General features: G+C 36.5%; 26 protein-coding genes. 16 read left to right on the top strand and 10 right to left on the bottom strand.

Annotated features, from left to right (window positions below; all coding sequences use genetic code 11):
- Positions 1 to 126 precede the first annotated feature (126 nt).
- Positions 127 to 720, top strand: a complete 594-nt coding sequence (locus IGI79_RS12060; protein WP_438846024.1) for an RICIN domain-containing protein — start codon at positions 127 to 129, stop codon at positions 718 to 720.
- Positions 721 to 795: 75 nt separating this feature from the next.
- The gene (locus tag IGI79_RS12055) at positions 796 to 1395 is read left to right on the top strand and encodes a hypothetical protein (protein WP_438846023.1); all 600 of its coding nucleotides are present in this window, start codon (positions 796 to 798) and stop codon (positions 1393 to 1395) included.
- A gap of 101 nt (positions 1396 to 1496) precedes the next feature.
- Here IGI79_RS12055 and IGI79_RS12050 read toward each other — a convergent pair whose 3' ends face one another.
- Both IGI79_RS12050 and IGI79_RS12045 read right to left on the bottom strand, forming a co-directional pair.
- On the bottom strand, positions 1497 to 2165 hold the full coding sequence (locus IGI79_RS12050) for a DsbA family protein (RefSeq protein ID WP_023520411.1): 669 nt from the start codon (positions 2163 to 2165) through the stop codon (positions 1497 to 1499).
- Positions 2166 to 2279: 114 nt separating this feature from the next.
- A complete protein-coding gene (locus IGI79_RS12045; RefSeq protein ID WP_195475570.1) occupies positions 2280 to 2855 on the bottom strand; it encodes a CYTH domain-containing protein in 576 nt (191 codons plus the stop codon).
- Between the two features lie 130 nt (positions 2856 to 2985).
- On the opposite strand from IGI79_RS12045, the gene IGI79_RS12040 reads away from it, so the two are divergent.
- From IGI79_RS12040 to mgtE, 4 genes are read left to right on the top strand one after another with little or no spacing between them, the layout of a single operon-like run.
- On the top strand, positions 2986 to 3690 hold the full coding sequence (locus IGI79_RS12040) for a GTP pyrophosphokinase (RefSeq protein WP_019722324.1): 705 nt from the start codon (positions 2986 to 2988) through the stop codon (positions 3688 to 3690).
- Positions 3668 to 4465: an NAD kinase gene (locus IGI79_RS12035; RefSeq protein ID WP_010734258.1), complete on the top strand. Its 798-nt coding sequence runs from the start codon at positions 3668 to 3670 to the stop codon at positions 4463 to 4465. The genes IGI79_RS12040 and IGI79_RS12035 overlap by 23 nt, the downstream gene beginning before the upstream one ends.
- 2 nt (positions 4466 to 4467) lie before the next feature.
- Positions 4468 to 5367, top strand: coding sequence for an RluA family pseudouridine synthase (locus IGI79_RS12030; RefSeq protein ID WP_438846022.1), 900 nt, complete (start codon positions 4468 to 4470; stop codon positions 5365 to 5367).
- 17 nt (positions 5368 to 5384) lie between these two features.
- Complete coding sequence (gene mgtE / locus IGI79_RS12025) at positions 5385 to 6746, top strand: magnesium transporter (RefSeq protein ID WP_071866467.1); 1362 nt, start codon at positions 5385 to 5387, stop codon at positions 6744 to 6746.
- Positions 6747 to 6812: 66 nt separating this feature from the next.
- Here mgtE and IGI79_RS12020 read toward each other — a convergent pair whose 3' ends face one another.
- Positions 6813 to 7454 carry a copper homeostasis protein CutC gene (locus IGI79_RS12020; protein ID WP_065096660.1) on the bottom strand — a complete coding sequence of 214 codons (642 nt, stop codon included), beginning with the start codon at positions 7452 to 7454 and terminating at the stop codon, positions 6813 to 6815.
- A gap of 193 nt (positions 7455 to 7647) precedes the next feature.
- Here IGI79_RS12020 and IGI79_RS12015 point away from each other — a divergent pair, with 193 nt between their 5' ends.
- The 4 genes from IGI79_RS12015 (at position 7648) to recD2 (ending at position 12781) form a co-directional block, all read left to right on the top strand.
- Entirely contained in the window at positions 7648 to 8505 is an 858-nt protein-coding gene (locus IGI79_RS12015) for a methyltransferase domain-containing protein (protein WP_438846021.1), read from the top strand.
- Between the two features lie 229 nt (positions 8506 to 8734).
- Entirely contained in the window at positions 8735 to 9238 is a 504-nt protein-coding gene (locus IGI79_RS12010) for a tRNA (cytidine(34)-2'-O)-methyltransferase (RefSeq protein WP_010734263.1), read from the top strand.
- 324 nt (positions 9239 to 9562) lie between these two features.
- Positions 9563 to 10216, top strand: coding sequence for a histidine phosphatase family protein (locus IGI79_RS12005; RefSeq protein WP_066025585.1), 654 nt, complete (start codon positions 9563 to 9565; stop codon positions 10214 to 10216).
- 18 nt (positions 10217 to 10234) lie between these two features.
- Positions 10235 to 12781, top strand: a complete 2547-nt coding sequence (recD2, locus tag IGI79_RS12000) for an SF1B family DNA helicase RecD2 (RefSeq protein ID WP_438846020.1) — start codon at positions 10235 to 10237, stop codon at positions 12779 to 12781.
- Between the two features lie 118 nt (positions 12782 to 12899).
- Here recD2 and IGI79_RS11995 read toward each other — a convergent pair whose 3' ends face one another.
- Complete coding sequence (locus IGI79_RS11995; protein WP_438846019.1) at positions 12900 to 13904, bottom strand: diacylglycerol/lipid kinase family protein; 1005 nt, start codon at positions 13902 to 13904, stop codon at positions 12900 to 12902.
- A gap of 702 nt (positions 13905 to 14606) precedes the next feature.
- Between IGI79_RS11995 and IGI79_RS11990 the strand changes: the two genes are divergently transcribed.
- Complete coding sequence (locus IGI79_RS11990) at positions 14607 to 15110, top strand: QueT transporter family protein (protein WP_065096665.1); 504 nt, start codon at positions 14607 to 14609, stop codon at positions 15108 to 15110.
- A 124-nt stretch (positions 15111 to 15234) separates the two neighbouring features.
- Here the strand turns inward: IGI79_RS11990 and cbpA are convergent, their stop codons facing one another.
- On the bottom strand, positions 15235 to 15879 hold the full coding sequence (gene cbpA / locus IGI79_RS11985) for a cyclic di-AMP binding protein CbpA (protein WP_010734268.1): 645 nt from the start codon (positions 15877 to 15879) through the stop codon (positions 15235 to 15237).
- A gap of 158 nt (positions 15880 to 16037) precedes the next feature.
- Here cbpA and rpmG point away from each other — a divergent pair, with 158 nt between their 5' ends.
- From rpmG to IGI79_RS11970, 3 genes are all read left to right on the top strand, one after another.
- Positions 16038 to 16190, top strand: coding sequence for a 50S ribosomal protein L33 (gene rpmG / locus IGI79_RS11980; RefSeq protein WP_005878997.1), 153 nt, complete (start codon positions 16038 to 16040; stop codon positions 16188 to 16190).
- Positions 16191 to 16207: 17 nt separating this feature from the next.
- Positions 16208 to 16378: a preprotein translocase subunit SecE gene (gene secE / locus IGI79_RS11975; protein WP_065096667.1), complete on the top strand. Its 171-nt coding sequence runs from the start codon at positions 16208 to 16210 to the stop codon at positions 16376 to 16378.
- Positions 16379 to 16553: 175 nt separating this feature from the next.
- A complete protein-coding gene (locus IGI79_RS11970) occupies positions 16554 to 17462 on the top strand; it encodes a helix-turn-helix domain-containing protein (RefSeq protein WP_438846018.1) in 909 nt (302 codons plus the stop codon).
- Positions 17463 to 17588: 126 nt separating this feature from the next.
- Here the strand turns inward: IGI79_RS11970 and IGI79_RS11965 are convergent, their stop codons facing one another.
- A complete protein-coding gene (locus IGI79_RS11965) occupies positions 17589 to 17750 on the bottom strand; it encodes a hypothetical protein (RefSeq protein WP_438846017.1) in 162 nt (53 codons plus the stop codon).
- Between the two features lie 361 nt (positions 17751 to 18111).
- On the opposite strand from IGI79_RS11965, the gene nusG reads away from it, so the two are divergent.
- Together nusG and IGI79_RS11955 are read left to right on the top strand one after the other, a co-directional pair.
- Entirely contained in the window at positions 18112 to 18657 is a 546-nt protein-coding gene (gene nusG / locus IGI79_RS11960; protein WP_010734272.1) for a transcription termination/antitermination protein NusG, read from the top strand.
- 125 nt (positions 18658 to 18782) lie between these two features.
- Positions 18783 to 19631 carry an alpha/beta fold hydrolase gene (locus IGI79_RS11955; protein ID WP_423221688.1) on the top strand — a complete coding sequence of 283 codons (849 nt, stop codon included), beginning with the start codon at positions 18783 to 18785 and terminating at the stop codon, positions 19629 to 19631.
- A gap of 86 nt (positions 19632 to 19717) precedes the next feature.
- On the opposite strand, the gene IGI79_RS11950 is transcribed toward IGI79_RS11955, so the two are convergent.
- The 4 genes from IGI79_RS11950 to IGI79_RS11935 form a co-directional block, all read right to left on the bottom strand.
- Positions 19718 to 20353: an ATP-binding cassette domain-containing protein gene (locus tag IGI79_RS11950; RefSeq protein ID WP_195475585.1), complete on the bottom strand. Its 636-nt coding sequence runs from the start codon at positions 20351 to 20353 to the stop codon at positions 19718 to 19720.
- On the bottom strand, positions 20350 to 21039 hold the full coding sequence (locus IGI79_RS11945) for a hypothetical protein (protein ID WP_195475587.1): 690 nt from the start codon (positions 21037 to 21039) through the stop codon (positions 20350 to 20352). Before IGI79_RS11945 ends, IGI79_RS11950 begins: the two co-directional genes overlap by 4 nt.
- 648 nt (positions 21040 to 21687) lie before the next feature.
- The gene (locus IGI79_RS11940; protein WP_195339020.1) at positions 21688 to 22539 is read right to left on the bottom strand and encodes a hypothetical protein; all 852 of its coding nucleotides are present in this window, start codon (positions 22537 to 22539) and stop codon (positions 21688 to 21690) included.
- Between the two features lie 208 nt (positions 22540 to 22747).
- Positions 22748 to 23074, bottom strand: a complete 327-nt coding sequence (locus IGI79_RS11935; protein ID WP_438846016.1) for a hypothetical protein — start codon at positions 23072 to 23074, stop codon at positions 22748 to 22750.
- Between the last annotated feature and the right edge of the window lie 318 nt (positions 23075 to 23392).

Here is a 23392-nt window from a genome sequence, read left to right as displayed (position 1 = left end):
ACTTATTAAATAAAAAATAAATAGTGTTGTATTACCACTCAAAATAAATTTACTAAATAAAAACATGGCATACTGTGTTCAACAAATCGATTTGTATCAAACAAAAAACAAAAAGGGGAACAAAAAATGAAAGTGTTCACAAAATTAATGGTAGGAGCATTTGTAGCAACGACATTAGGAGTAGTTGGAGGAAGTCAAACAGTCTCGGCAGATTTGGATCAAAGCATACCAGGTTCTAATGTTGCGGACGCCTTTAAAAATAAAGTGGTGAGAATTGAAAGTGCAATGGATTTGGACAGGGCGTTGGATTGGGATCAATCTAATCTTGACCAAGTAATCATGTACAATAATACTGGCTCATGGAATCAAAAATGGAATATGTTTTATGATTCTAGTGCTGATACATATACTATCTCAACTGATCCTCACCAGATCAACGGCTATATCAGATCAGCAGAATTGGCTGTATCAGACAAAGTTTTTGACAGTAAAGGAAATCCAAAGATTGCTACGACTGGATTAAAAGTAAATTGGAAACTTTACAGAGTAGGCGATGCTGTGGGTGCTGGTGTTTATGTTTTAAAAAATGCTGAATCAGGTAAAGTATTAGATCTGGAAAATGGCAACCCGTACGACACGAAAGGCCTAGTCGCGCGTGAAGGACAAGGTACTGGAACTGCTAGTCAACGATTTATTCTTAGAGTAGTAGGTAACCTTTGATCCTTCGCTAACTGTATTTCATTTAAATCGAAGAAAAACAAAAAAAGACAGAAAAACAAAAAGGGGAATAAAAAAATGAAAGTGTTCACAAAGTTAATGGTAGGAGCGTTTGTAGTAACGATATTAGGAGTAGTAGGAGGAAATCAAACAGTCTCGGCAGACATAGAAGAAAATATACCAGGATCTAATGTTGCTAACTACTTTAATAACAAAGTTGTAACGATTCAAAGTGAAATGAATAGAGGGATGGTATTGGATTGGGATCAAAGTAATTTAGACCAAGTGATTATGTACAATAGTGCTACCTCATGGAATCAAAAATGGAATATGTTTTATAATTTTGCTACTGAGACGTACACTCTCTCAACTGATCCTCATCAGTTCAACGGATTTATCAAATCAGCATCCTTATCTGTATCTGAAAAATCTTTTGATAGCAAAGGAAATCCAAGAATTGCAACGACAGGTCTAAATTCAAATTGGCGATTGTATAAAGTAGGTGTAGATGATCTTTTAGGTGATGGACTTTTTGTATTACAAAATACTGAAACAGGTAAAGTACTGGACATTGAAAATGGCACTCCTTCACAAGGTCAGAAAGTAGTTGCTACCGAAGGAGAGGGTCGTGGTACATCAAGTCAAAGGTTCCGTATTCATATTGTAGGAAATGTTTAACCATATACAATATATTTGATTTAAAAAAATAGTAAAAAAGACATAAAACAGTTTACCTTGTTTTGTGTCTTTTTATTTTGTGTGATACACACATCTATGATTTAATTTGAAAGCAAAGATAAATGGCTATTTCCGGAATGAAGTTGTGGATTCGTTGCTTGCAATGGATGGCTTTCAAACAGCTGATAGCTGTCTTCTTTTCCTTGACAGATCGCCATGATTTGGCGAACACTGTTCATGCCTTCAACTAATACTCCAAAATTTTGTTCACGATTATAATTATAAACAACAGCAGATGGATGTTTCTTTATTCCCATTTCACGGGCCATTTTTTGGTCTGAGAAAAATGCTTCTTTGACAAATTCAGATTGGCGATCTTCTTTGAACATATTTAGATCTCCAATTTCTGAAAAAATCGATTCAGAAAGCTGTTGAGAATATGGAATTTTTTTACAACTGACTGCTTCTTGTAAACGGCTAAGAAATTGTCTTCCTTTTTTCTTTCCTTGAAAATGCGCAGCTTTGCAATCTAATGCGGCTGAATAAGTAATGGAAAATAGTTTGTTGCGCTCTTCAAGATTAGTTTGAGAAATCCCGTTAGTCTGCATGACATCCCCGATTGTCTGCAAGTTAACTAGTGGTAGAAAACGAAATTGTACTTTGTCTTTCGGCTTCTTTCCATATTCCTCATCAATAAATTGAACGAGCTGTTGCTCTAAATGAAAGCAGTTTTTCCCCAATGGATTAACAAAAAAATAGATTTCGATCATACGAATCTCCCCCAAATTAGATTCTATGCAAATCATGAATAATATTCACAACGTATAACTTACCAGAAAATCCCGAAAAAATGAACTCATGAGCCTTATGAAAATGATAGAGTTCTAATTTTTGGCCTCAAACATTCGTTGGATTTTATTTTTTGAAGGATGATAAGGAATTCCTTGACGTTGAAGGAAGCGCTCAAATGCTACTTTTCCACTGGCAGCATCAGTGACTTCTAATTCTAATTCATAGTCGTGAAGGTGTTCCCCCCAACTTTCGTCAATGGCTAACAAGCCTTCATCAATAGGAAATTCAACACGCTTAGTCGTCAGTTCTCCGATTTTGAACAATTGATTGGAATCGATCGATAGCTCATGAAGTTTTTTTAAAACAGCGCCCGTTCGTGGCAGTGTCTGATCCTCGATCATTTTAGTGGCTTCTTGGAGCGTATAGGTGTCTGTTGTTTCTAATTTTCCTTCTGCAGCTGGTGTTTTTAATGTGTACTCCGCATAGGTATCTAATAAGCGGATACGTAACCCACAACCACGCTGTTTTAATTGGAAATCAGGCGTGTCATAATAAATATTGGTTTGGATATGGAAGGATTCCGTTGTAAGTTGATAGTGCGAAAGCAAACGCGTGTAATCTTCCTTAGCTAACAATGTTTTAAATTCGATCTCTAACATTTCAGTCATTGGCTTCGCCCCTTTTCTTTTATTTTGCCTAATTTTTTGTTTTTGGTCAACTTCAAAGACAGAAGGTGCAAAAAAACTATGTTTATATGTTAGAATATCTATGAATGTTAACAAAGTAGAGGTATAGATTATGGAACGAGACTGGGAAGAGTTTTTAGCACCTTACGAACAAACAGTATCAGAATTAAAAGTAAAACTAAGAGGAATACGTAAACAATTTAGAGAACAAAATCGCCATGTCCCAATCGAGTTTGTGACGGGGCGGGTCAAACCGGTAGAAAGCATCGTTACCAAGTCTCAATTGCGTCATATCCCAATGGCGCGTTTAGAGGAAGAAATGTCAGACATTGCTGGGCTAAGAATCATGTGTCAATTTGTAGAAGATATCCATCAGGTGGTTGAGATCATCCGTAACCGAAAAGACATGAAAGTATTACAAGAGCGAGATTATATCACCAATAAAAAAGCGAGTGGGTATCGCTCGTATCATTTAGTGATCGAATATCCAGTCCAATTGATCAGTGGTGAAAAGAAAATCTTAGCAGAAATTCAAATTCGAACGTTAGCGATGAACTTTTGGGCAACGATCGAACATTCGTTGAATTATAAATATCAAGGTGTATTTCCGGAAGAAATGAGTGAACGATTACAACGTGCAGCTGAAGCCGCGTATCAACTCGATGAAGAAATGTCGAATATCCGTGAAGAAATCCAAGAAGCACAACGGTTATTCTCACATGGCAGAGGCAAATCTGAAGATGCCTATTATCGCTCATTGATCAATCAAGAGAATAAACATGAGGAGGCAAAAGATGAAGGTAGCGATCGTTCATAACAAGGAACCAAAAACATTAGCAGTCACCGAACGATTGAAAAATCTTTTGGCTCAAGCAAATATCAAAATCGACGATCAACAGCCAGAGTTAGTGATTTCAGTTGGTGGGGATGGAACGCTATTAGCAGCGTTCCATCAATTTAGCCATGCTTTGAACGATGTGCGTTTTTTAGGCGTCCACACAGGGCATCTAGGCTTTTATACGGACTGGCGGGACTATGAATTAGAAGAACTAGTCGATAGCCTGAAAACTAATCGTGAGCAAAGTGTCAGCTACCCGTTGCTGGACGTTCGAATCAGCTATTTAGATGATAAGCCTGATCAACATTTTTTTGCTTTGAACGAGTCGACAATCAAGCGTTCTAACCGAACGATGGTAGCAGATGTGTATATCAAAAACGAACTATTTGAAAGCTTCCGTGGTGATGGTTTGGCATTATCTACGCCTACCGGATCGACTGCTTATAATAAGAGTGTTGGTGGGGCTGTGATCCATCCAAGTATCAATGCATTTCAATTAGCAGAGATTGCTTCATTGAATAACCGTGTTTTTCGTACGCTAGGTGCGCCGATGGTCATTGCTCAAGATGAATGGGTGGAAATTCGTTTAGAGAATACCGCAGATTATTTGGTGACGATTGATCAATTGGACGTTTCAAAAAATAATATACGAGCCATTTATTATCGGATTGCAGAAGAAAGAATCCACTTTGCTTCTTATCGACATATGCATTTTTGGCACCGTGTGAAAGATGCCTTTATTGGTGAGGTTTAGCAATGGAGTTTACATGGATCTACGAAAAAGAGCAAGCGCAACAAGTAAAATATTTTTTAAAAGAAAAAGGGATCTCCAAAGGGCTACTAGCAAAAATCAAGTTTCAAGGCGGCACGATCATGGTCAATGATCAGGTTGAGAACGTCTTGTTTTCTTTGGCTCAAAATGATAAGGTAACCATTGTGATCCCAGCAGAAGGCGAGCACGAAACGGTTCTGTTAGACGAAACGCCGATCGTGATTGTTTATGAGGACGATCATATCTTAGTCGTCAATAAACCAGCTGGAATATCCTCGATACCGGCACAATACCATCCTAACGGTACGATGGCGAATCGAGTAAAAGCTTATTATAAACAACAAGGCTATGAAAATCAGGTGATCCATGTAGTGACTAGACTGGATCGTGATACTTCAGGATTGATGCTTTTTGCAAAGCATGGCTTTGCTCATGCAAAATTGGACGTACAGCTTCGTGAAAAGAAGTTCGTCAAAAAATATCAAGCTTTAGTCAGCGGTGATGTGGATAAGTTGAACGTGCATGGGCAGATCGATTTACCAATTGCTCGTGATATGACATCATTATTAAAACGTAAAGTTTGTTCTACGGGGAAGAGTGCGCAGACGGAATACTGGTTGGAGAACAGGTCAGCAGAGATTGCACTCGTTGATATCCAATTGCATACGGGACGCACACATCAGATCAGAGTGCATTTTTCTGCGATCGGGTGTCCTCTTTTAGGCGATGACATGTATGGGGGAAGAATGGATCTAGGCATAGCTAGACAGGCCTTGCATTGTTATGACTTACGGTTTTATCATCCATTTACAGAAAAATTATTAGAATTCAAACAGCCTTTAGCAAAAGATATGGCAACAATAGTGAAACGATTTGAAGATTAAGGTGAGGTGAGATTGGTTTGGACGAAAATCAAGAATTAGAGGAAAGATTTGCCCAGTTAGCTCAAGATCTAAGAGAAAACAATATTCAGGATTTTAGAAATAACTTCTTGGAGATGCATATCTACGAACAGGGGCAATTCTATCAATCCCTTAAGGAAGCAGATCGTCAACAGATTTATACCTATCTTTCGCCAAAGGAATTGGCGGATATGTTCGATGTCATTGAAGAAGATAACGAATATATGAAGGAATATTTAGCAGAAATGCGTCCTAGTTATGCCGCGGAAATGCTCTCAGAGATGTATACCGATAACGCGGTCGATTTGTTGAATACTTTAGATAAGAAACAAGTGGCGAAATATCTTAGTTTGATGACAGCAGAAGATGCGAGTGAGATCAAAGACCTCTTGCATTATGAAGATGAAACGGCTGGGGCGATCATGACGACCGAATTTATTTCGATCGTTGCGAATCAAACTGTTCGTTCGGCGATGTATGTCTTGAAAAATGAAGCAGATGTGGCAGAAACGATTTATTACATTTATGTAGTCAATCAGGACAATCAACTCGTTGGGGTTATCTCGTTGCGTGACTTGATCGTCAATGATGATGATGCGATGATCTCTGATTTGATGAGTGAACGGGTACTGTCTGTTCACGTAGGCGACGACCAAGAAGACGTGGCGCAAACTTTCCGTGACTACGACTTTCTTGCATTGCCTGTCACGGATTATGATGATCATTTATTAGGGATCGTGACTGTTGATGATATCATCGACGTTATCGATGATGAAGCAGCGAGTGACTATTCTGGACTAGCGGGGGTCAACGTCGAAGAAATCAATGAGAATCCAGTGAAATCAGCTTCTCGACGCTTACCTTGGTTGATCACTTTATTATTTTTAGGTATGTCGACTGCCTCTTTGATCAGCCATTATGAAGAATTGGTCAGTGAAGCAAGTATTTTAGCTGTCTTTATTTCTTTGATCACAGGGACGGCTGGAAACGCCGGTACACAATCGTTAGCGGTCGCTGTACGTCGCTTAGCGATTTCGGATGAAAAAGACCAAGGATTTGTTCGCTTGATCGTGGCAGAAGTGCTGACCGGTTTAGTGACTGGTGCTGTAACTGGTCTAACGATCTTCTTGATCGTAGGATTTTGGAAACAGAACTTTATTCTCGGCTTTGTAATCGGTATTGCGATGCTATTTGCGATCACAGTGGCAAATCTTGCGGGAAGTTTGATTCCGATGTTGATGGATCGTTTAGGCTTTGACCCTGCCGTTGCCAGTGGGCCATTTATTACGACCTTGAGTGACTTGACCAGTGTATTGATCTATTTCAATATCGCTTCGTTGTTTATGGGGTATTTTATGTAAGAAAATAAAGTAAAATAAGCGAAACGATTCTTATCTCAGACAAGAGTCGTTTCGCTTATTTTTTGTTTATTCAGATAAAGGAACGATTTTGGTACCGTGGACTTCGTGTACGTCTAAAGCATCAGCAACTACTTGTGCATTTTCTGAAGTGATACCACCACCAGGTAAAATGATGATTCGTCCGTCTGCATGAGCGATCAACTGTTTTAAGTGTGCAAAATTATCTTCGATGTTTGTACCGGCAACACCGCCATGTGTCAAGATACGATGAACGCCATGTTCAACCAACCAATCGATGGCTTCGTATTGACGTTCTTGAGGAATCGCATCAAACGCCATGTGGAAGGTGATCTGTAAGCCTTCTGCGGAGTCGATCAAGACTTCCAGTGCTTCTTCATCTAACCATCCAGAAGGAGTCAAGCAACCGATCACTACACCGTCAGTTCCTAGTTTTTTTGCTTCAATCAAGTCAGTGTGCATGATTTTCAATTCGATATCATTATAAACAAAATCGCCACCACGTGGTCGGATGATCGTCATAACAGGTACGCTTTTTTCATTAGCATAGCTCAATACTTCTTCAATGACACCGGTACTTGGTGTAGTGCCACCTACTGCTAGGTTGTCACATAATTCGATCCGGTTGGCTCCATTTGCGATGGCTAATGGGATCGATGTATAATTCTCCGCACAAAATTCTTTGATCATATTCTTGCTCCTTTGTTTTGCCTTCTTTTTTTGAAATTATACCATAGTTTTTACAGTTGCTAAAGCGTTCGTCAAACGGTAAGATGAAGGGGATAGCATGATAGGCAACATCAGATAACGAATGTTTTTAAAGAAGGTTTTTTATCTTTATATGACTATCTCACTACGTATTTTAAAGGAATGAATAATCACTATGTTAAAGAAAATAGACCAGAGTCGACTATTTTTATCAGAGAATGCCCAAATGTTCCGTTGCCCGTTATGTCAAGAATCCTTTTTATCGACCACGAATGGGCTTATTTGCCAAAAGAATCATCGTTTTGATTTATCTAAAAAGGGAACGTTGTATTTTTTATCTCACGCAATCAAAACCGAATATGATCAAGGTATGTTTGCTCCAAGAAGGCGAATGATCCAATCAGGTATGTATCAACCATTGATCGAACAGTTAGCTAAGCATCTACCAAGTGATGCGACTGTCCTAGATGTCGGTTGTGGAGAAGGGAGTTTTTTGAAGGCCATCGATCAATTACAACCACTAAAACAAGCAATCGGCTTTGATATCGCGAAGGAAGGCGTCTATGCAGCCACGGAACAGCCGATGCAAGCATTTTGGTGTGTCGCGGATTTAACCAATTTGCCTTTTGCAGATCAACGATTTTCGGCGATATTGAATATTTTCTCGCCTTCTCACTATCAAGAATTTCAGCGAGTACTTGCAGATGACGGTATGGTGTTAAAAGTCGTTCCGCAATCAGGCTATTTAAAAGAATTACGCCAGGCTTTTTATCCAGATCAGCCAGAAAAACACCATTATTCTAATGAACGTGTTGTTGACAAATTCATGGAATCAATGGCGTCAGTGGAACGTCAACGTGTGACGTATGAATTTACGATTCCTGAAGAAAATCGCCGTGATCTCTTGGCAATGTCGCCACTGGAATGGCAAGTAGCAAAAGAAATAAAAGAGGCTCTGATGAAAGAACCTCTTAGAAAAATTACAATTGACGTAGAATTGTTAAAAGGAAATAAGAGAAAACGATTCCAATAAGAATATTGTAGAGTTAAGGTTGCAAAAAGCGTTTAATGGTGATATAGTAGCAACAAGTTGTTTTTTCATTGGTTTTTATCAGGTTCCTGTTCTGATAAAAGATAGTGAAAAGAGCTTCACTAACGTAACGACTCGCAGTGACTGACACCGAGTTGATACGTTTTTTTTTATGCAAAAATCAAGATTTAGGCTAAAATGGATTTCACATATACATGAGAGGATGGATAGTATGAACCATATTGTTTTATTTGAACCTTTGATTCCAGCGAACACAGGAAATATTGCACGAACATGTGCAGCGACCAACACACCGTTACACTTGATCGAACCACTAGGATTTTCAACAGATGATAAACAGCTGAAACGAGCGGGGCTTGATTATTGGCATGATGTGGATATCACGTATCATGCAGATCTACCAGCATTTATGGCTTACTTAGGCGATAGAAAGTTACATTTGATCTCCAAATTTGCGAATAAAGTATACAGCGATGAAAACTTTGCAGATGGCGAAGAGCATTTCTTTTTGTTTGGGAAAGAAACAACTGGATTACCGGAACCCTTTATGCGCGAGCATGAAGAAAAATGCTTACGTATCCCTATGAATGATACACACGTCCGTTCATTGAATCTATCGAATACAGCGGCAATGATCGTGTATGAGGCATTGCGTCAACAAGGTTTCCCAAATTTAGAGTTAACACATCATTACGAAAATGATAAGCTAGACTAAAGGTTGTAAAGAGAGGTTTCGCTCCTATTAAGAAGACGAAGTTGAGAAAATAGTTTCTCTTGCTGCTTAACCTTCGTTTTGATAGAGTAGGAGCTTCCTTTTGCCTTTCCTTGATCGAGGGTGTGGATGAAGTATATTTCGTGAACATCGCTGATCGAAAACAAGACTACATAAAGGATAGCACAGTTTTTTTACAGTCGATTTTTAGCGATATTCAATTGGCGAAAGCCTCTATTTTTTAGAAACAAGCTTTTCTACACGGTCCAACGGGAAAATCCTATATGATAGTATATATACAAGTACGGAGTGAGGAGTCTAACATCTATGGAACTATACTTTACAAGACATGGTAAAACGGAATGGAATCTTGAAAGACGCTTTCAAGGAAGCCAAGGAGACTCACCGTTGTTACCTCAAAGCTATGAGGAGATCAAGACATTCGGCCAAATGGTCAAGTCTGTTCCTTTTGAAGCTATTTATTGCAGTACGGCAAAACGTGCAAGAGATACAGCAAAAGGGATCAATCAAGAATTGGACCATCCGACAGAAATCATTTATACAGATAAATTAAGAGAATTAGGTTTAGGAAAACTGGAAGGACAGTCGATCGAAGAGATGTACAAAAAATTTCCAGAGAACTTACCTAATTTACGAAATCATTTAGATAAATATGATCCAACACCTTTTGAAGGAGAGCCGATCACCGAAGCAATCACGCGGATCGAAGCAGTTGTTGCAGATGCAGTCTGTCAACATCAAGGGCCTATTCTATTTGTAGGGCATGGTGCCTCTCTAACTGCTGCGATCCAGTGGATGACTGGTAAAGAATTAAGTCAGTTGCGAGAAATGGGTGGCCTATTCAATAGTAGCTTGACGATTTTAGAAACAGGAGAACCAAACAATCTGTTACCATATGATCTTAAAGTATGGAATCAGGTGGATTTTTTAGGTAATGGACAGCCAGAGCCTTTACTATAAATAAAGGAGGCGGCCTCGATGGAGCCAGAAGAAATGCCTTATTTTGTCGGCACAGTTGCCGCTATCTTTTTTCAAAATCCTAGTAATTTTTATAAAGTATTGCTCATTCAAGTCAGTGAAACAAGTGTTGATTATCGGGAAAAAGAAATTGTCGCAACTGGTAGTTTTGGCGATATCCAAGAGAACGAAGTGTATCGTTTTTATGGTGAGCTAGTTGATCATCCCAAATATGGTAGACAGTTGAAGGTAGAGCGTTACGAACAGGAAAAGCCGACGACAGCCAATGGGATCGTCAACTACCTATCAAGTGACAAGTTTCCCGGTATTGGAAAGAAAACCGCAGAGAAGATAGTAGAACTGCTTGGTGAAGATGCGATTGAAAAAATCATCGAAGATCCTTCACAATTGCAACAGATTTCAGGTTTAACGAAGCCCAAAAGAGAGATGATTGCTGAAACGATCCGTTTGAATCATGGAATGGATCAAGTGATCATGGGGTTGAACCGCTATGGATTTGGTAGTCAATTAGCCTTCAGTATCTATCAAGCTTACAAAAATGAAGCGTTGGATATCATTCAAGAAAATCCTTACCAATTAGTGGAAGAGATTGAAGGAATCGGCTTTAAACGTGCAGACAATTTAGCGGAACAGATCGGTATTGCTGCTGACTCGCCAAGAAGGATCAGAGCAGCAATCTTGCACCAGATTTTCCAACAGGCGATCCAAACCGGTGATACTTATGTTCCTGCTGAATCTTTGTTGCAGCAGACGATCAAAATCTTGGAATCAAGTCGTCCAATCGAAATCGAACCGGATCAAGTAGCGACTGTCATTATTCAGTTAGTGGAAGAGGGAAAGATCCAACAAGAAGAAACGAATCTATATGAAAATAGTTTGTATTTTTCTGAATGGGGGATCGGTAATTCGATCCAACGCTTGCTGAGTCGAAAAAAGGAAATCAAGTACGAACCAAAAGAAATTAAAAAGAATATTCGACGAATTGAGAAAATGTTTGGTATCCAGTATGGGGATTCACAAGAAGAAGCGATTTCTGAAGCGATTCGCTCACCACTATTTATCTTGACTGGTGGTCCAGGAACTGGAAAAACTACAGTGATCAATGGCATCGTTCATCTGTTTGCAGAGTTAAACGGCTTAGATCTTGATCCGACGAAATATACACAAGAGATTTTTCCGATTCTCTTAGCTGCACCCACAGGACGGGCTGCTAAACGGATGAATGAAACGACTGGCTTGCCAGCTAGTACGATCCACCGGCTTTTAGGTTTGAATGGTCGTGAGAAAACCCCTTCGATCAGTACGAAGGAATTAGACGGTGGCTTATTGATCGTCGATGAAATGTCGATGGTTGATACATGGTTGGCCAATACACTGTTCAAGGCGATCCCTACGAATATGCAAGTGATCTTAGTAGGGGACAAGGATCAGCTACCATCAGTAGGTCCTGGGCAAGTCTTGCATGATCTATTAGAAATCGATCAAATCCCTAAAATCGAATTGAATCAGATCTATCGTCAAGGCGATGGCTCAAGTATCATTCCTTTGGCTCATGAGATCAAAGAAGGAAGATTGCCAGCAGATTTTACGAAAAATCAAAAGGATCGCTCTTTCTTTGCAAGTGATGCGTACCAAATCGAACCATTGATTTCTAAAATCGTGGAAAAGGCGAAAAACAAAGGATTTACTGCACAAGATATTCAAGTGTTGGCACCGATGTATCGCGGTGCCGCTGGTATCGATGCCTTGAATAAAATGATGCAAAATATTTTCAATCCAGGCGGTGGGAATCGGAAAGAAGTTCACTGGAATGATACAGTTTATCGAATCGGAGATAAGGTACTCCATTTGGTCAACACGCCAGAATTGAATGTGTTCAATGGTGACATGGGAGTGATCACAGGGATCATCTTAGCGAAAGATTCGGAAGATAAAGTGGACGAACTTGTCATCCAATTTGATGCCAATGAAGTGAGTTACAAACGAAATGAATGGAATAAGATCACCCTGTCTTATTGTTGCTCGATCCATAAATCCCAAGGTAGCGAGTTTAAGATGGTGATTTTGCCGATGGTTCATCAATACCAGCGAATGCTCCAAAGGAATCTGTTGTATACAGCGGTTACTCGTAGTAAGGAATTATTGATTTTGTTAGGGGAAGAGCAAGCGTATTTGACATGTGCAAAAAACGAATCCGCTGTTCGATTGACGACACTGAAGAAGCGGATCGAAGATAATGAAATGACTCTTAATCTACGTACGAAATTAGCCGCTTATGAAGATTCCTTGACAGGTGATGACCCATTTGAAGAAGGAACGTATTCGGCAGCCATTGAACAAGTAACTGAGCCAACAAAACAAATAGAGGACCGTAAAGAGGCAACCGATCAAGCACAGGAAGTTTCGCTTTTTGCTGTTGAAGAAGAAAAAAATGAAGTGAAAGAAGCTGAAATGCCAAAATTACCTGAAAACTATATTCTCACAACCAAAGCTGTGGAACAGCAAAGGATTGATCCAATGATTGGTATGGAAAACATCCGACCATAAATAGGAAACGTAAGTTGGAAGTATGAAGCATCAGCCAAAAAAAGCCACCCGAAACGCTATCGTTTCGGGTGGCTTTTCATTGGAATGGTAGACGATCTACCAGAAAAGCATACATGGATCAAGAGGTTGGTTGTTCTTCGCTCATTACTATTTTTTCACACCACAATAACTGTGTGTTATTTGTTAGTTGTAAATCAAACGATTGTTTTTCTAAATCTTCCCCATCTTCTTGACCATATTGGGGAATAGTAGAAACAATTCGAAGTTTGCTTGTTGTATAGTGATGGAAATACTTCGAGTGCATTTGTTTCTTTTGTAATAATAAAAGAAGCAACCAAGCGATTTTAAATAGATTTACTCGTTCGACAACCACGAAGTCGATAGTTGGCTTGGTCACATCTGCAGTAGGAACAATCGATACTCCTCCACCAAAATAAGGATGATTAGTTGCCGTACATAGAAAGGCTTTTTTAAAATTCACACGTTTCCCACCAATATCTACAAGAATCGGAAAGCCTTTTTGTGAGAAAAGAACATATAGTAAAGAAAAAATATAAGAAAGCGAGCCTAAATTATACTTATTCAATCGTTTTTTTGCATTGGAATGATTCGTAGTATGAACGATTGCTGCATCTAAACCAATCCCAAAATTATTGAGTGCCAGCCCTTCGCGATCGTTTACTTTTTCTTCATAATGCAACACATTTATTTTTTGTGGTTCTTTAGTTGCTAAAATCGTTTCTAAAGCTTTTTCTGGATCTCTACTTAACCCAATTCCACGAGCAAAGTCATTGCCTGAGCCGGCTGGTATGAAGCCGACAGGAAAAGATACACATAAATGATGAAACGTATTCAGGACTTGATGAAGCGTACCATCTCCTCCAATGACGATGAGAAGTGGGTACCATCCGATAGTATCAGCATCGATATCCTCTTCCCATTCAATGAGGGTATCTTCGGCTAAATGTTCCGCTATAAGGGCATCGTGCCCTTTATATTCACTATAGTGAACCGTATAGGAAAGTTTCTTTTGATCCAAAATTGGTAAAATCTTATCCGCTGTTTTCTTTCCGTTTCCGCTACCAGCAGCTTGGTTGATTAATAGGTGATAATGAAAATTCATTTTTTCCTCCTGGAATGCACCAAAGTATCGTGTACCTGAGTTGAGAAAAAAAGTCTTGTCGGGCTCCTTCATGAGTTCTCATTAACATACGATAGCAAGGCGACATAGTCAAAAGGAGAGCAAGCAGTGTCAGATTTAATCAACAGCTGTGAATACTTGTGGTTTTAGTCATGTAAATAGATCAACGATGCTTTACTAAATCGTCTTACCCTGAGTAAGCAGTGGTTGAATAATAGAGTCAACCACTGAAGGTTCAACAAAGCATCTCGTCATTATTGTCAAAAGAATTACAATCTTGGTTATTATAGCAGAGGTTTGGGGAAATGAAAAAGAAGTTAAGTTAGAAAATACAATAAAGAACAAACGAAAAAACGTAGGTAAAAGATAGAAACGAAGAATTGTCTGGGAAGTGTTAGTCAACGCTGGCACCCATTTTTTTGATAAGAAGAGCGCGATTCCTTTATCTATCAAGCCCCAATCTCTCAACGATGCTGTTCAGTAAGGTCTTGCACTAACTAATCGAGGTGTCTTGCTTGTTTTTACTTCTTTTATTTTTTATAACAATCTTTTCAAGTTAAGGTAAAAATGCTGAAATGGGTGTATAGAGGGAAGGTTGTAATCTAGAATTGTTATGTTATAATACGCCTTGCGGTTCGTCGACCATCCCGCATTAACAAAACTAGGAGAAATGAGGAATAGAATATGGAGAGAACAAAGAGTAGGCAACGACTGATGGTAGTCGTTGTCAATGGGCTGATCATGGCATTATATCTAGCGTTAACGATTTTGGTAGCACCTGTATCTTCAGGACCAATCCAATTTCGTATTTCAGAAAGTTTGAATCATTTAGTTGTATTCAACCGAAAATTATTATGGGGTGTCTTAGGTGGCGTGATCGTTTATAATGCCATTTATGGTTTTGGTGTCATGGATGTGATTTTCGGTGGTGGTCAAACACTACTTGCATTAGGACTAACGGCACTTATCCAAAATAAAGTGAAAAATGTCAAAGTGCGCTTAGCATTAAATACAGCGTTCTTTACAATCAGTATGTTTATGATTGCTTATATGTTAGTACCAACTGGCGGTCAAGCGTTTTGGACAACGTATGGTACACTTGCGTTAAGTGAATTTATCGTGATGGCTGTTTCTGCGCCATTGATGTATTATTTAGACCAAGCAGTGAAATTCAACGATCGTGTATGATTGTTTTTAATCGAGTAAAAAAGCCAGGAATTCCAAAAGTCGTAAATTATTTTGGGATTTCTGGCTTTTTTGAAATATGATTTTTCGAAAAATAGTTAGTAAATATCAACCACTAAACAGGTTTTTATTTATCAGTATCTTGTAAATTTTCAATTTCGATCACTTTGTAATTTTTCTTTTCTAAGTGATTGACGATCGAATCACAGACACTTTTTTCTGTATGAGCTGGTAGAGTGATCAAGGTACGACGGATGTATTCATCTTTTTCGATATCCAAAGTGATACAACTAGCAATGCTACTATATTTTGCGATGATCTTTGAAATCGCCGCTAAGTCACCTTGTTTACCTGTCGAAGCAATCGTCAAGACGTAGCTTCCTTGTTCTACGCTCCAAGACTGAGACAACATACCAAGTAAGGTACTGTGTGTCAAAATCCCATAGAAATGGTTTTGGCTATCAAGTACAGCAATGTATGGAAGCTCTTTGATCGTAAAGAATACTTTAAAGAAAGAAGTATCTAAATAAATGAATTTTGTTGCGTTTTTCAATAGATGAGTGACTGGTAAAGTCATATCGCCGCCATTTGCTTTGTGACGATAGATGTGCATTTTATAAATATTCCCACGGAAAATATTCCCGGAAGTATCAAGAATCGGTACACAACGGTAACCGGATGTTTCTAAAATTTCTAGTGCTTCTTCCAAGTTGCTTGTCTCAGAGACGGTAGTCAAATCTTTTTTCTTGTAAACAAGAGTTTTTAATAGCATAGTCATACCTCCAGATTGTTCATTTTTAAAATCCTTTAAGTAATCATATCATAACTAAAATAAAAACAGTAGAGCGTACGATCACTAATTGACATAAAATAATTTACATGATAATGTAGTATGGTATAAATTTGGTTTTCAGTGAGGAGGGGAAACGGATGGCAAAGAAAAAAGCGGCATTAGCATGTTCCGTTTGTGGTTCTCGAAACTATACTAAGTCGATTAGTGAAGGAAAAAGCGGCGAGCGTTTGGAAATCAACAAATTTTGTAAATATTGTAATCAATACACATTACATAAAGAGACAAAATAACAAGGAGGAGGCGTACGATGAAATTTCTTAAAAGTGTAAAAGATGAAATGAAACAAGTAACTTGGTCAAGTAAAAAACAATTACGTAAAGATACACTAGTCGTTATCGAAACATCGATCATCTTCGGACTAATGTTTTTCGTGATGGATACAGCGATTCAAAGTCTGTTTGCATGGATCTTGAAATAATTCAATAAGTTTATCTAAATAAAAGGCGAGCTATCCATGATTATCAATCAATTGGAAGCTCTATTTTTTTATATGTCACTTAGTTATTAAAATAAAAGGTGTGGCAATAGAAAGAATTTATTGTGAATAATTTAACAAACAACTAATCCATTAATTGATAAGTAAGGAGGGAACGATGGAAGTTCATGAATTATTAAAAAAAATGCGTGTGGATAGAGGCCTCTCTCAAAAAAAATTAGCCCATGGAATTGTTTCGAGGGAAACGTTAGCTAAATATGAGAATGGGAAAAATCATTTACCATTATTAGTCTTTTTAGAATTATTAGAACGATTGAATATGACGATCGATGAATTCATGTTTTATCTTGATGGAGATAAAGTATCTCAAAAAAATTTGAGTTTGAAGAAAATGTTCCGGAATCTAGAAAAAAATAGTGGTGCAATCAATTATCAATTAAAAAAACTAGCCCAAGAAGTAGAATACTCAGATGATTTAGTCGTCATAAGAAATTATCTTGTTGTCAAAACTTATAAGTGGTATGAGGAAATCGATGGTGTAAAAAAATTAAATAAAAAAGATACTAACTATCTGAAAAGATTATCTGATTATTTAGAGAAAATCGATGAGTGGGGAAGATTTGAAATGACGACCTTTGCTACTCTCCTCTATTTATTTGAAACAAGTTACATCAAACAGCGATTAAAAGAAGTAGAAAAAAATGTGATGAAAAATGGAGAATTTGAGATCTTCCATTCCATATTATCAGGTATTTATAATAATGTGTTTTTACTGATGATTGAAAGAGAAGAGCTAAAATTAGCTAAGTATTATTTGGAAAAACTATTTGAGACTCGACGTAGAATTATTTTTCAGCGAGAAACTGAAATATATCATCGGTTTTATCAACTTTTACTTGCGCACATCGAAGGAGAGGCTGTCAGTAAAAAAATAAAGGATTATATTATGGGATTAGAATTGATTGGAGCGAGCAAGTTGAAGAATGAACTTTTAGCTGATTTACATAGATTTGAAACACAATACGAGATCGAACATATTTTTAATATATTAGATAAAAATTTTTAGAAGTAAACATAAACCGAAAAGTTTGCTATCTTTTCGGTTTTTTTTGGTTTATCTAGAAAGTGTTTGAACGGATCGGACTATCTGGAAATGTAGATATGTACTGATTTGAATCATACAACATGACTCTTATTTTGAATGGTTTTTAAAAGTATTCTTTAGTATTTTTACTTCTTTTTCCAAAGACGAGACTTTTAAACTTAAAAAGAAAACAGTGAGACAGCAAAGAATCAATGCGAAAGAATCTAACCAACCAAAAATCGATGCAATGAGTTGTCTTATTGTTTCCATCGGGATACCTCCTCTCGTAAATTTCTATAAAGCTCAATAAGATTCCTTACGACTATAATTGTACGTTGTAGGAATAAATAATATTGACTTGGGTATGTATTTTCATAGGTCTTTTTGTCTAATAACAAAAAATTTTTGATTCATCTTTATAAAATAAGCTTTTTAAGAAATTATTTTCAAAAAAAAACAGTAGATAATACAATTTCTGCACCAAAATAAGAATAAATAACGCTTTTTAAATTACTAGGGAACAAAAAATAAGTCACTAGTAAAAACCATCAAACGGTGCTATAATCAAAGAGAGGAAAAGCTTCGGGGAACTGAGGTTTTTTTATTTTACAAATGAAATGAGGAGCCTTCAATGGAATCTTTTGAAAAAAATTGGTATGTATTACATACATACTCTGGATACGAAAACAAAGTAAAAGCAAATATCGAGTCACGTGCGCAAAGTATGAAAATGGCTGATTTTATTTTCCGTGTCGTTGTTCCTGAAGAAACAGAAACTGAAGTGAAAAATGGGAAAGAAAAAGAAATCGTTCATAAAACATTCCCTGGATATGTCTTAGTAGAAATGATCATGTCAGATGCTTCATGGTATGTTGTCCGTAATACACCGGGCGTTACTGGTTTTGTTGGTTCTCACGGAGCAGGAAGTAAGCCTGCACCTTTATTACCAGAAGAAGTAAATCATATCTTACGTTCAATCGGTATGAGTTTACGTCAAAACGAACTGAAAGTAGAAGTTGGCGAAGTTGTTAAGATCATCGAAGGAGCTTTTGCTGGATTAGAAGGTCAAGTGACAGAAGTCGATGAAGAAAAAGAAAAACTAAAAGTAAACATTGACATGTTCGGTCGTGAAACAAGTACAGAGCTTGATTTTGATCAAGTAGACAAGATCGACTAAACAGTGATCAGAATAATGGAGGAGTTGGGATGCTTAGTCATCTCAGCTCTTTTTTGTCTTGAATGAAAGGAGTGAGAAAGGTGATAAAACAAAATAAAGTAACTTTTAATCGGGTGCTAAGTCGCATGGTGTTGCTTGTACTGCTAATCCTATCTGGTTGCCAAACGCAAGAAAACAAGAGCCAAAAAGAAACTGCCTCCACGGAAACAACGGTGACAAGCCAAGTGAAACCAGTGGAAAAAGGAACTATACCTACCTTATTTGTTCACGGATATAAAGGGACAGTGAATTCGTTCAAAGGAATGATCGATCGGTTAGAAACGGAAAGCAAAGGGCAGCAAGAATTGACATTGATTGTAGATATCAATGGAAACGTTCAAGCCCAAGGTGCTTTATCAAAAGAAGCAACCAATCCGATGATCCAAGTACTTTTCGAAGACAATGAAAATAATGAGTGGAACCAAGCAGAATGGATTCGTGCATGTCTGGTTTATTTGCAGACAACTGATCAAATCAACAAGGTGAACATTGTCGGACATTCAATGGGTGGGGTCAGCGGACTTCGTTATCTAGTCACGTATGGGCAAGAAACCACTTTACCGCAAGTTGAAAAGTTTGTAGCACTAGGCGCACCTTTCAATGATTTTGTGGATGATAGCGGTCAAAATTTAGCTGATTTACTCGAAAATGGGCCAACAGTGGTGTCTTCAAGGTATCAAGATTATCAAACCATGGTAGGAAATCTCCCAACCAGCACACAATTTTTATTGGTTGCAGGGCAGTTGAGTGAAGTAGAGCTAAGTGATGGAACTGTTCCGCTGAATAGTGCATTTGCAGTCTATGCCTTGTTGAAGCAACACGGTAATCCTGTAATGGAAAAGGTCGAAGAGGGTGAAGGGGCCTCACATAGTATGCTTCATGAAAATGAAGAAGTGGATCGAGAAGTTAGTCGATTTCTTTGGGGTATTGATTGAAGAAGAAAAGGCTGAATTCAGATGATCCACTAATAATATCAGATTTTTTAAATCCAATAGGGTGTATGCTATATAAATTTATTCATTCATTTTATTTGAAGTAGCGTTTGATTTTCAAGTTCGTAGATGTGATCTGCAAAGTCTTCCATCATATCGTTATGACTAGAAAAAATTAGAATTCTTTGAGCATCTTCACTAAGGTAATTATCTAACAAATCCAAAACATTTTCTCGACTGTTTTTATCAAGAGCATCAAAAGGTTCGTCTAGAATCAAATAGGTAGGTTCATCCATAAGCGCTTGAATGATTCTTAATTTTTGTTTCATACCAAGTGAATAATATTTATACTTTTTATTCAGATCTTTTTCTAGATTCAATTGACTTGCTAAAAAACGAATTTTTTTTTCATTAGCTACTTTGCGGATATTTGCTAAATACAACAAATTTTCTGCACCAGTCCAACTTTTAATAAAATCAGGTGCGTTAATGAAAACTCCGGCATCAGGTATAAAATCTTGATCTACGCCTATTATTTTTCCAGCAACTTTGACCATCCCCTTTGTTGGGGTAGAGTATCCTACAATGAGCTTCATAAGTACACTTTTTCCTGAACCATTTATTCCTTTAATAAAAGATTTTTTTCCTTCATTGAAGATAACATTCACATCTTGAAATAAAATTTTTTGCTTATACTGTTTTCCCAGATTAATTAATTCAATCAATAAAATTCATCTCTTTTCTTAAATCTAAGATTCAAAATCGTCATAGAAATACCTAGTATCGTTAAATCACAAAGCAAGTACAATAAATTTTCTATTATACTATCTGAGATACGAATCAATCCAAAATTTAAAAGTAAATCTACTATCAAAACTGATAATAATAAAAAGGTTGACACTGGAAGAATAAATATATTATTTGATTTTAGCTTAAAGTAATCATAGTAAATTAGGAATATAAATAGTATAGTGAAATATTTAAAAAATAGGATAGTAAAAGTTACAATATTGATGCCTGAAGATAGGCCATATATATATCCCCAAAAAAATAAAGTACTAAAAAAGCTTATAAATTGAATTGCGCTATTTAATAAAAGTACAGAAAAAATATGTTTTATCCTTAGTAAAAAAAATCCTGATTTTTTATTTCTATATAGAATCATAGAATACATCGAAGCTGAAGATGTCAAATTATCTATAGTGAATAGTAAGGTAAATATATTCACTAAAAGATAAAAAACAATGAATTTAGGATTTACTAATTCGATCAAGAACTTCTTATAGACAGATGAATTAAAAGCAATCAGGCTGAATACTTCCTGTAAAGCGATATTACTAGAAAAAATATAGATAACATAGATTACTTCTAGTGAATAAACAATTGTGTAACCTACTATTTTTTTTGTCATAGATCGATCTTCCGAGTTTTGATATGAAAAATAAGATGTCCAAGTCCCCAAAAAAGTAAATTTGAGAATAGAAAACCAATTATTCCAAAATGACTAAAATAGGTAGGTTCAGTTCCATATCCTTGAAATTCGCTGAAACTTGTTATGTACGAAATAAAAGGGTTAAAGTAGGGTGATAAATTTATGTTTACAAAAGCATAAAAATAAAAACTATATATCATAATAATAGTAATGTACGGTGCCCATATATTTTTGAAGGAAAAGGATGTTACTAACATGAGATACCCTGATAAAGATAATAATAAAATCAACGCCAGAGAATAGATTGAAATTATTTTGAAGTCCGCATTGCCAACTTTAATGTAACTTAATGTTGTAAATGTGATAGAGAGTATCGCCGTGTAAATGACATTACGATTAAATAATAGAGCCAACTTATACCGAAAAAAACGAAAAATATTCTCGCATTTCACTACTTCCATTTGAATAAAACTATGTTTTTCAAATAAATAAAAAAATGATATCGTAAGTATTACTGACATTGATAGGAAATTAGAAAAAATCCATCCTGTAGTGATGATGGTTTTAGGCATAAAACTGACAAATAAAATTATTATTAAAGAAGAAATAGTCGGATAAATCAAAAACTTATAATTCAACATTCTGACTCCTTCCGTAAATCAATACTATACCAATAAATAATGGGATCGAGTTTGCAAGCAACAGAAGATATGTGTTAAATGTATAATAATCACCAGACGCCATAATCACTGTAGGATTAAAATACAACGAAATATCTTCAGAAAAAGCTGTCATCCCTGTACCGATAGCCGACATGCTATAGTAATATAAAGGTGCGGCTAATAAATATATTTTCGCTTCTGAAACGATTAATGAGATAGAAGTACCGAAGATAGTATATATAAATGGTATCCAGAAAAAACGAACAACTCCTTCTAGAAAAGACTGCAAAAACCTATGATTGACATAAAAATTGGATCCGAAAATATCTTCAAACATTGGACGTGTCACAGTATTGTTGATAGAATCATGTAATGCAATAAAGCAAAATAAGTAATAGATAAAGAAACCAAAAAATGTTGCCAATGCTATTTTTGTAGCCGTTGATAATATTTTCTTATAAACAAAATTTCTAAAATTTAAAACATGATAAATCTCAAATTTATAAATAGTTTGCCATTTTTGAGCAAATATTGCCGTTCCAATAGAGGCTACTAAAGGGATGAACATTTGAAATAAATTCGTTCCAAAAATCAAGCTATAATCAAAAGACCAAACAGACTCTGTTAAACTCCTCCAAAAGAAATCAAAAACATTAATAAAGGCTTGACCTTGATTCATTTCTTGTCTAAATGCTAAGTTTGTTACATAAAGAAAGGCATTTGAAATATATTCATTTAAAATAGAGAATACCATTATGAAAAATATGACTAAACTAAGTGAAATGTGATATTTATTTAATCTCCAAAAATTCTTCAAACATACATCTCCTTTTTTCAATCGGTATGTGACAAGAAGACGGTGCAAAAGTGTTCAGTCTCTATAAATAGGACGTAATCTCCAAAAATTTCTCTTTGAATTTTTGAGATTACGCCTTATTTAAAGAAGGCATATCCTTTCTCGCTATTTATTTGGTTCTAAGAGAAAATAGCGAAGTTGTTTTGACACGGATTCTTGTCCATCATCTTTAAGGGGTCCATGTTCCTGAAATGTAAGTCGTAGGGTCAATGATGTTTTCTCTTTGCGAAGCTAAATGGACAGTCGAACCCGCTGAACCGTTCCCAGGAAATGCAGAATTTGTAAGATAATTAAATAATCCTTGTCCTTTTCTTGATCCATTCTGATAAAGAGCGAACCATTGTTTGTGCCTTTTTTGGTTGGAACTATTCCAATTAACGTATGTAGTAGCACTTGATGAAGTTTTAGTTACATTTGCAGATACTGCTGTATACGTATATGCAGTTGTTCCTCCAAAAGATTCAGCTTCAACTCGTTTTGTACCACCTAAAAGCAAAATTCCTAAAATACTTGTAATGTGGGTAGTAATAGTTGTTTTTTCTTTGATAGAATCATGTTCTTGACTTCCAGCTATTTTTTAGGATATATCCAAAAAAAATATATCATATCAATATAAAAACGTAAACCTTTTCATTGAGTTTTTTTGTTTTTTTTAATATGTATTCGTTATTGAAATAATAGTTTTATTGTGACGTTATTGGAAAATGTAATTGTTGTTTTATAAATGGATTTGAAGTTCTGGAATAATGAATAGCTCAAATGATTAATGACATGCCTCACGAGATCGGGACAGAAGTGGATCGACAAGTTGTCA

Origin of the sequence: Enterococcus sp. AZ084 (genome assembly GCF_051714905.1) — a bacterium.
Lineage (GTDB): Bacteria > Bacillota > Bacilli > Lactobacillales > Enterococcaceae > Enterococcus_B > Enterococcus_B pernyi.
Note: the sequence above shows the minus strand (reverse complement) of the source record. Positions and strands in the feature narration are given on the sequence as shown.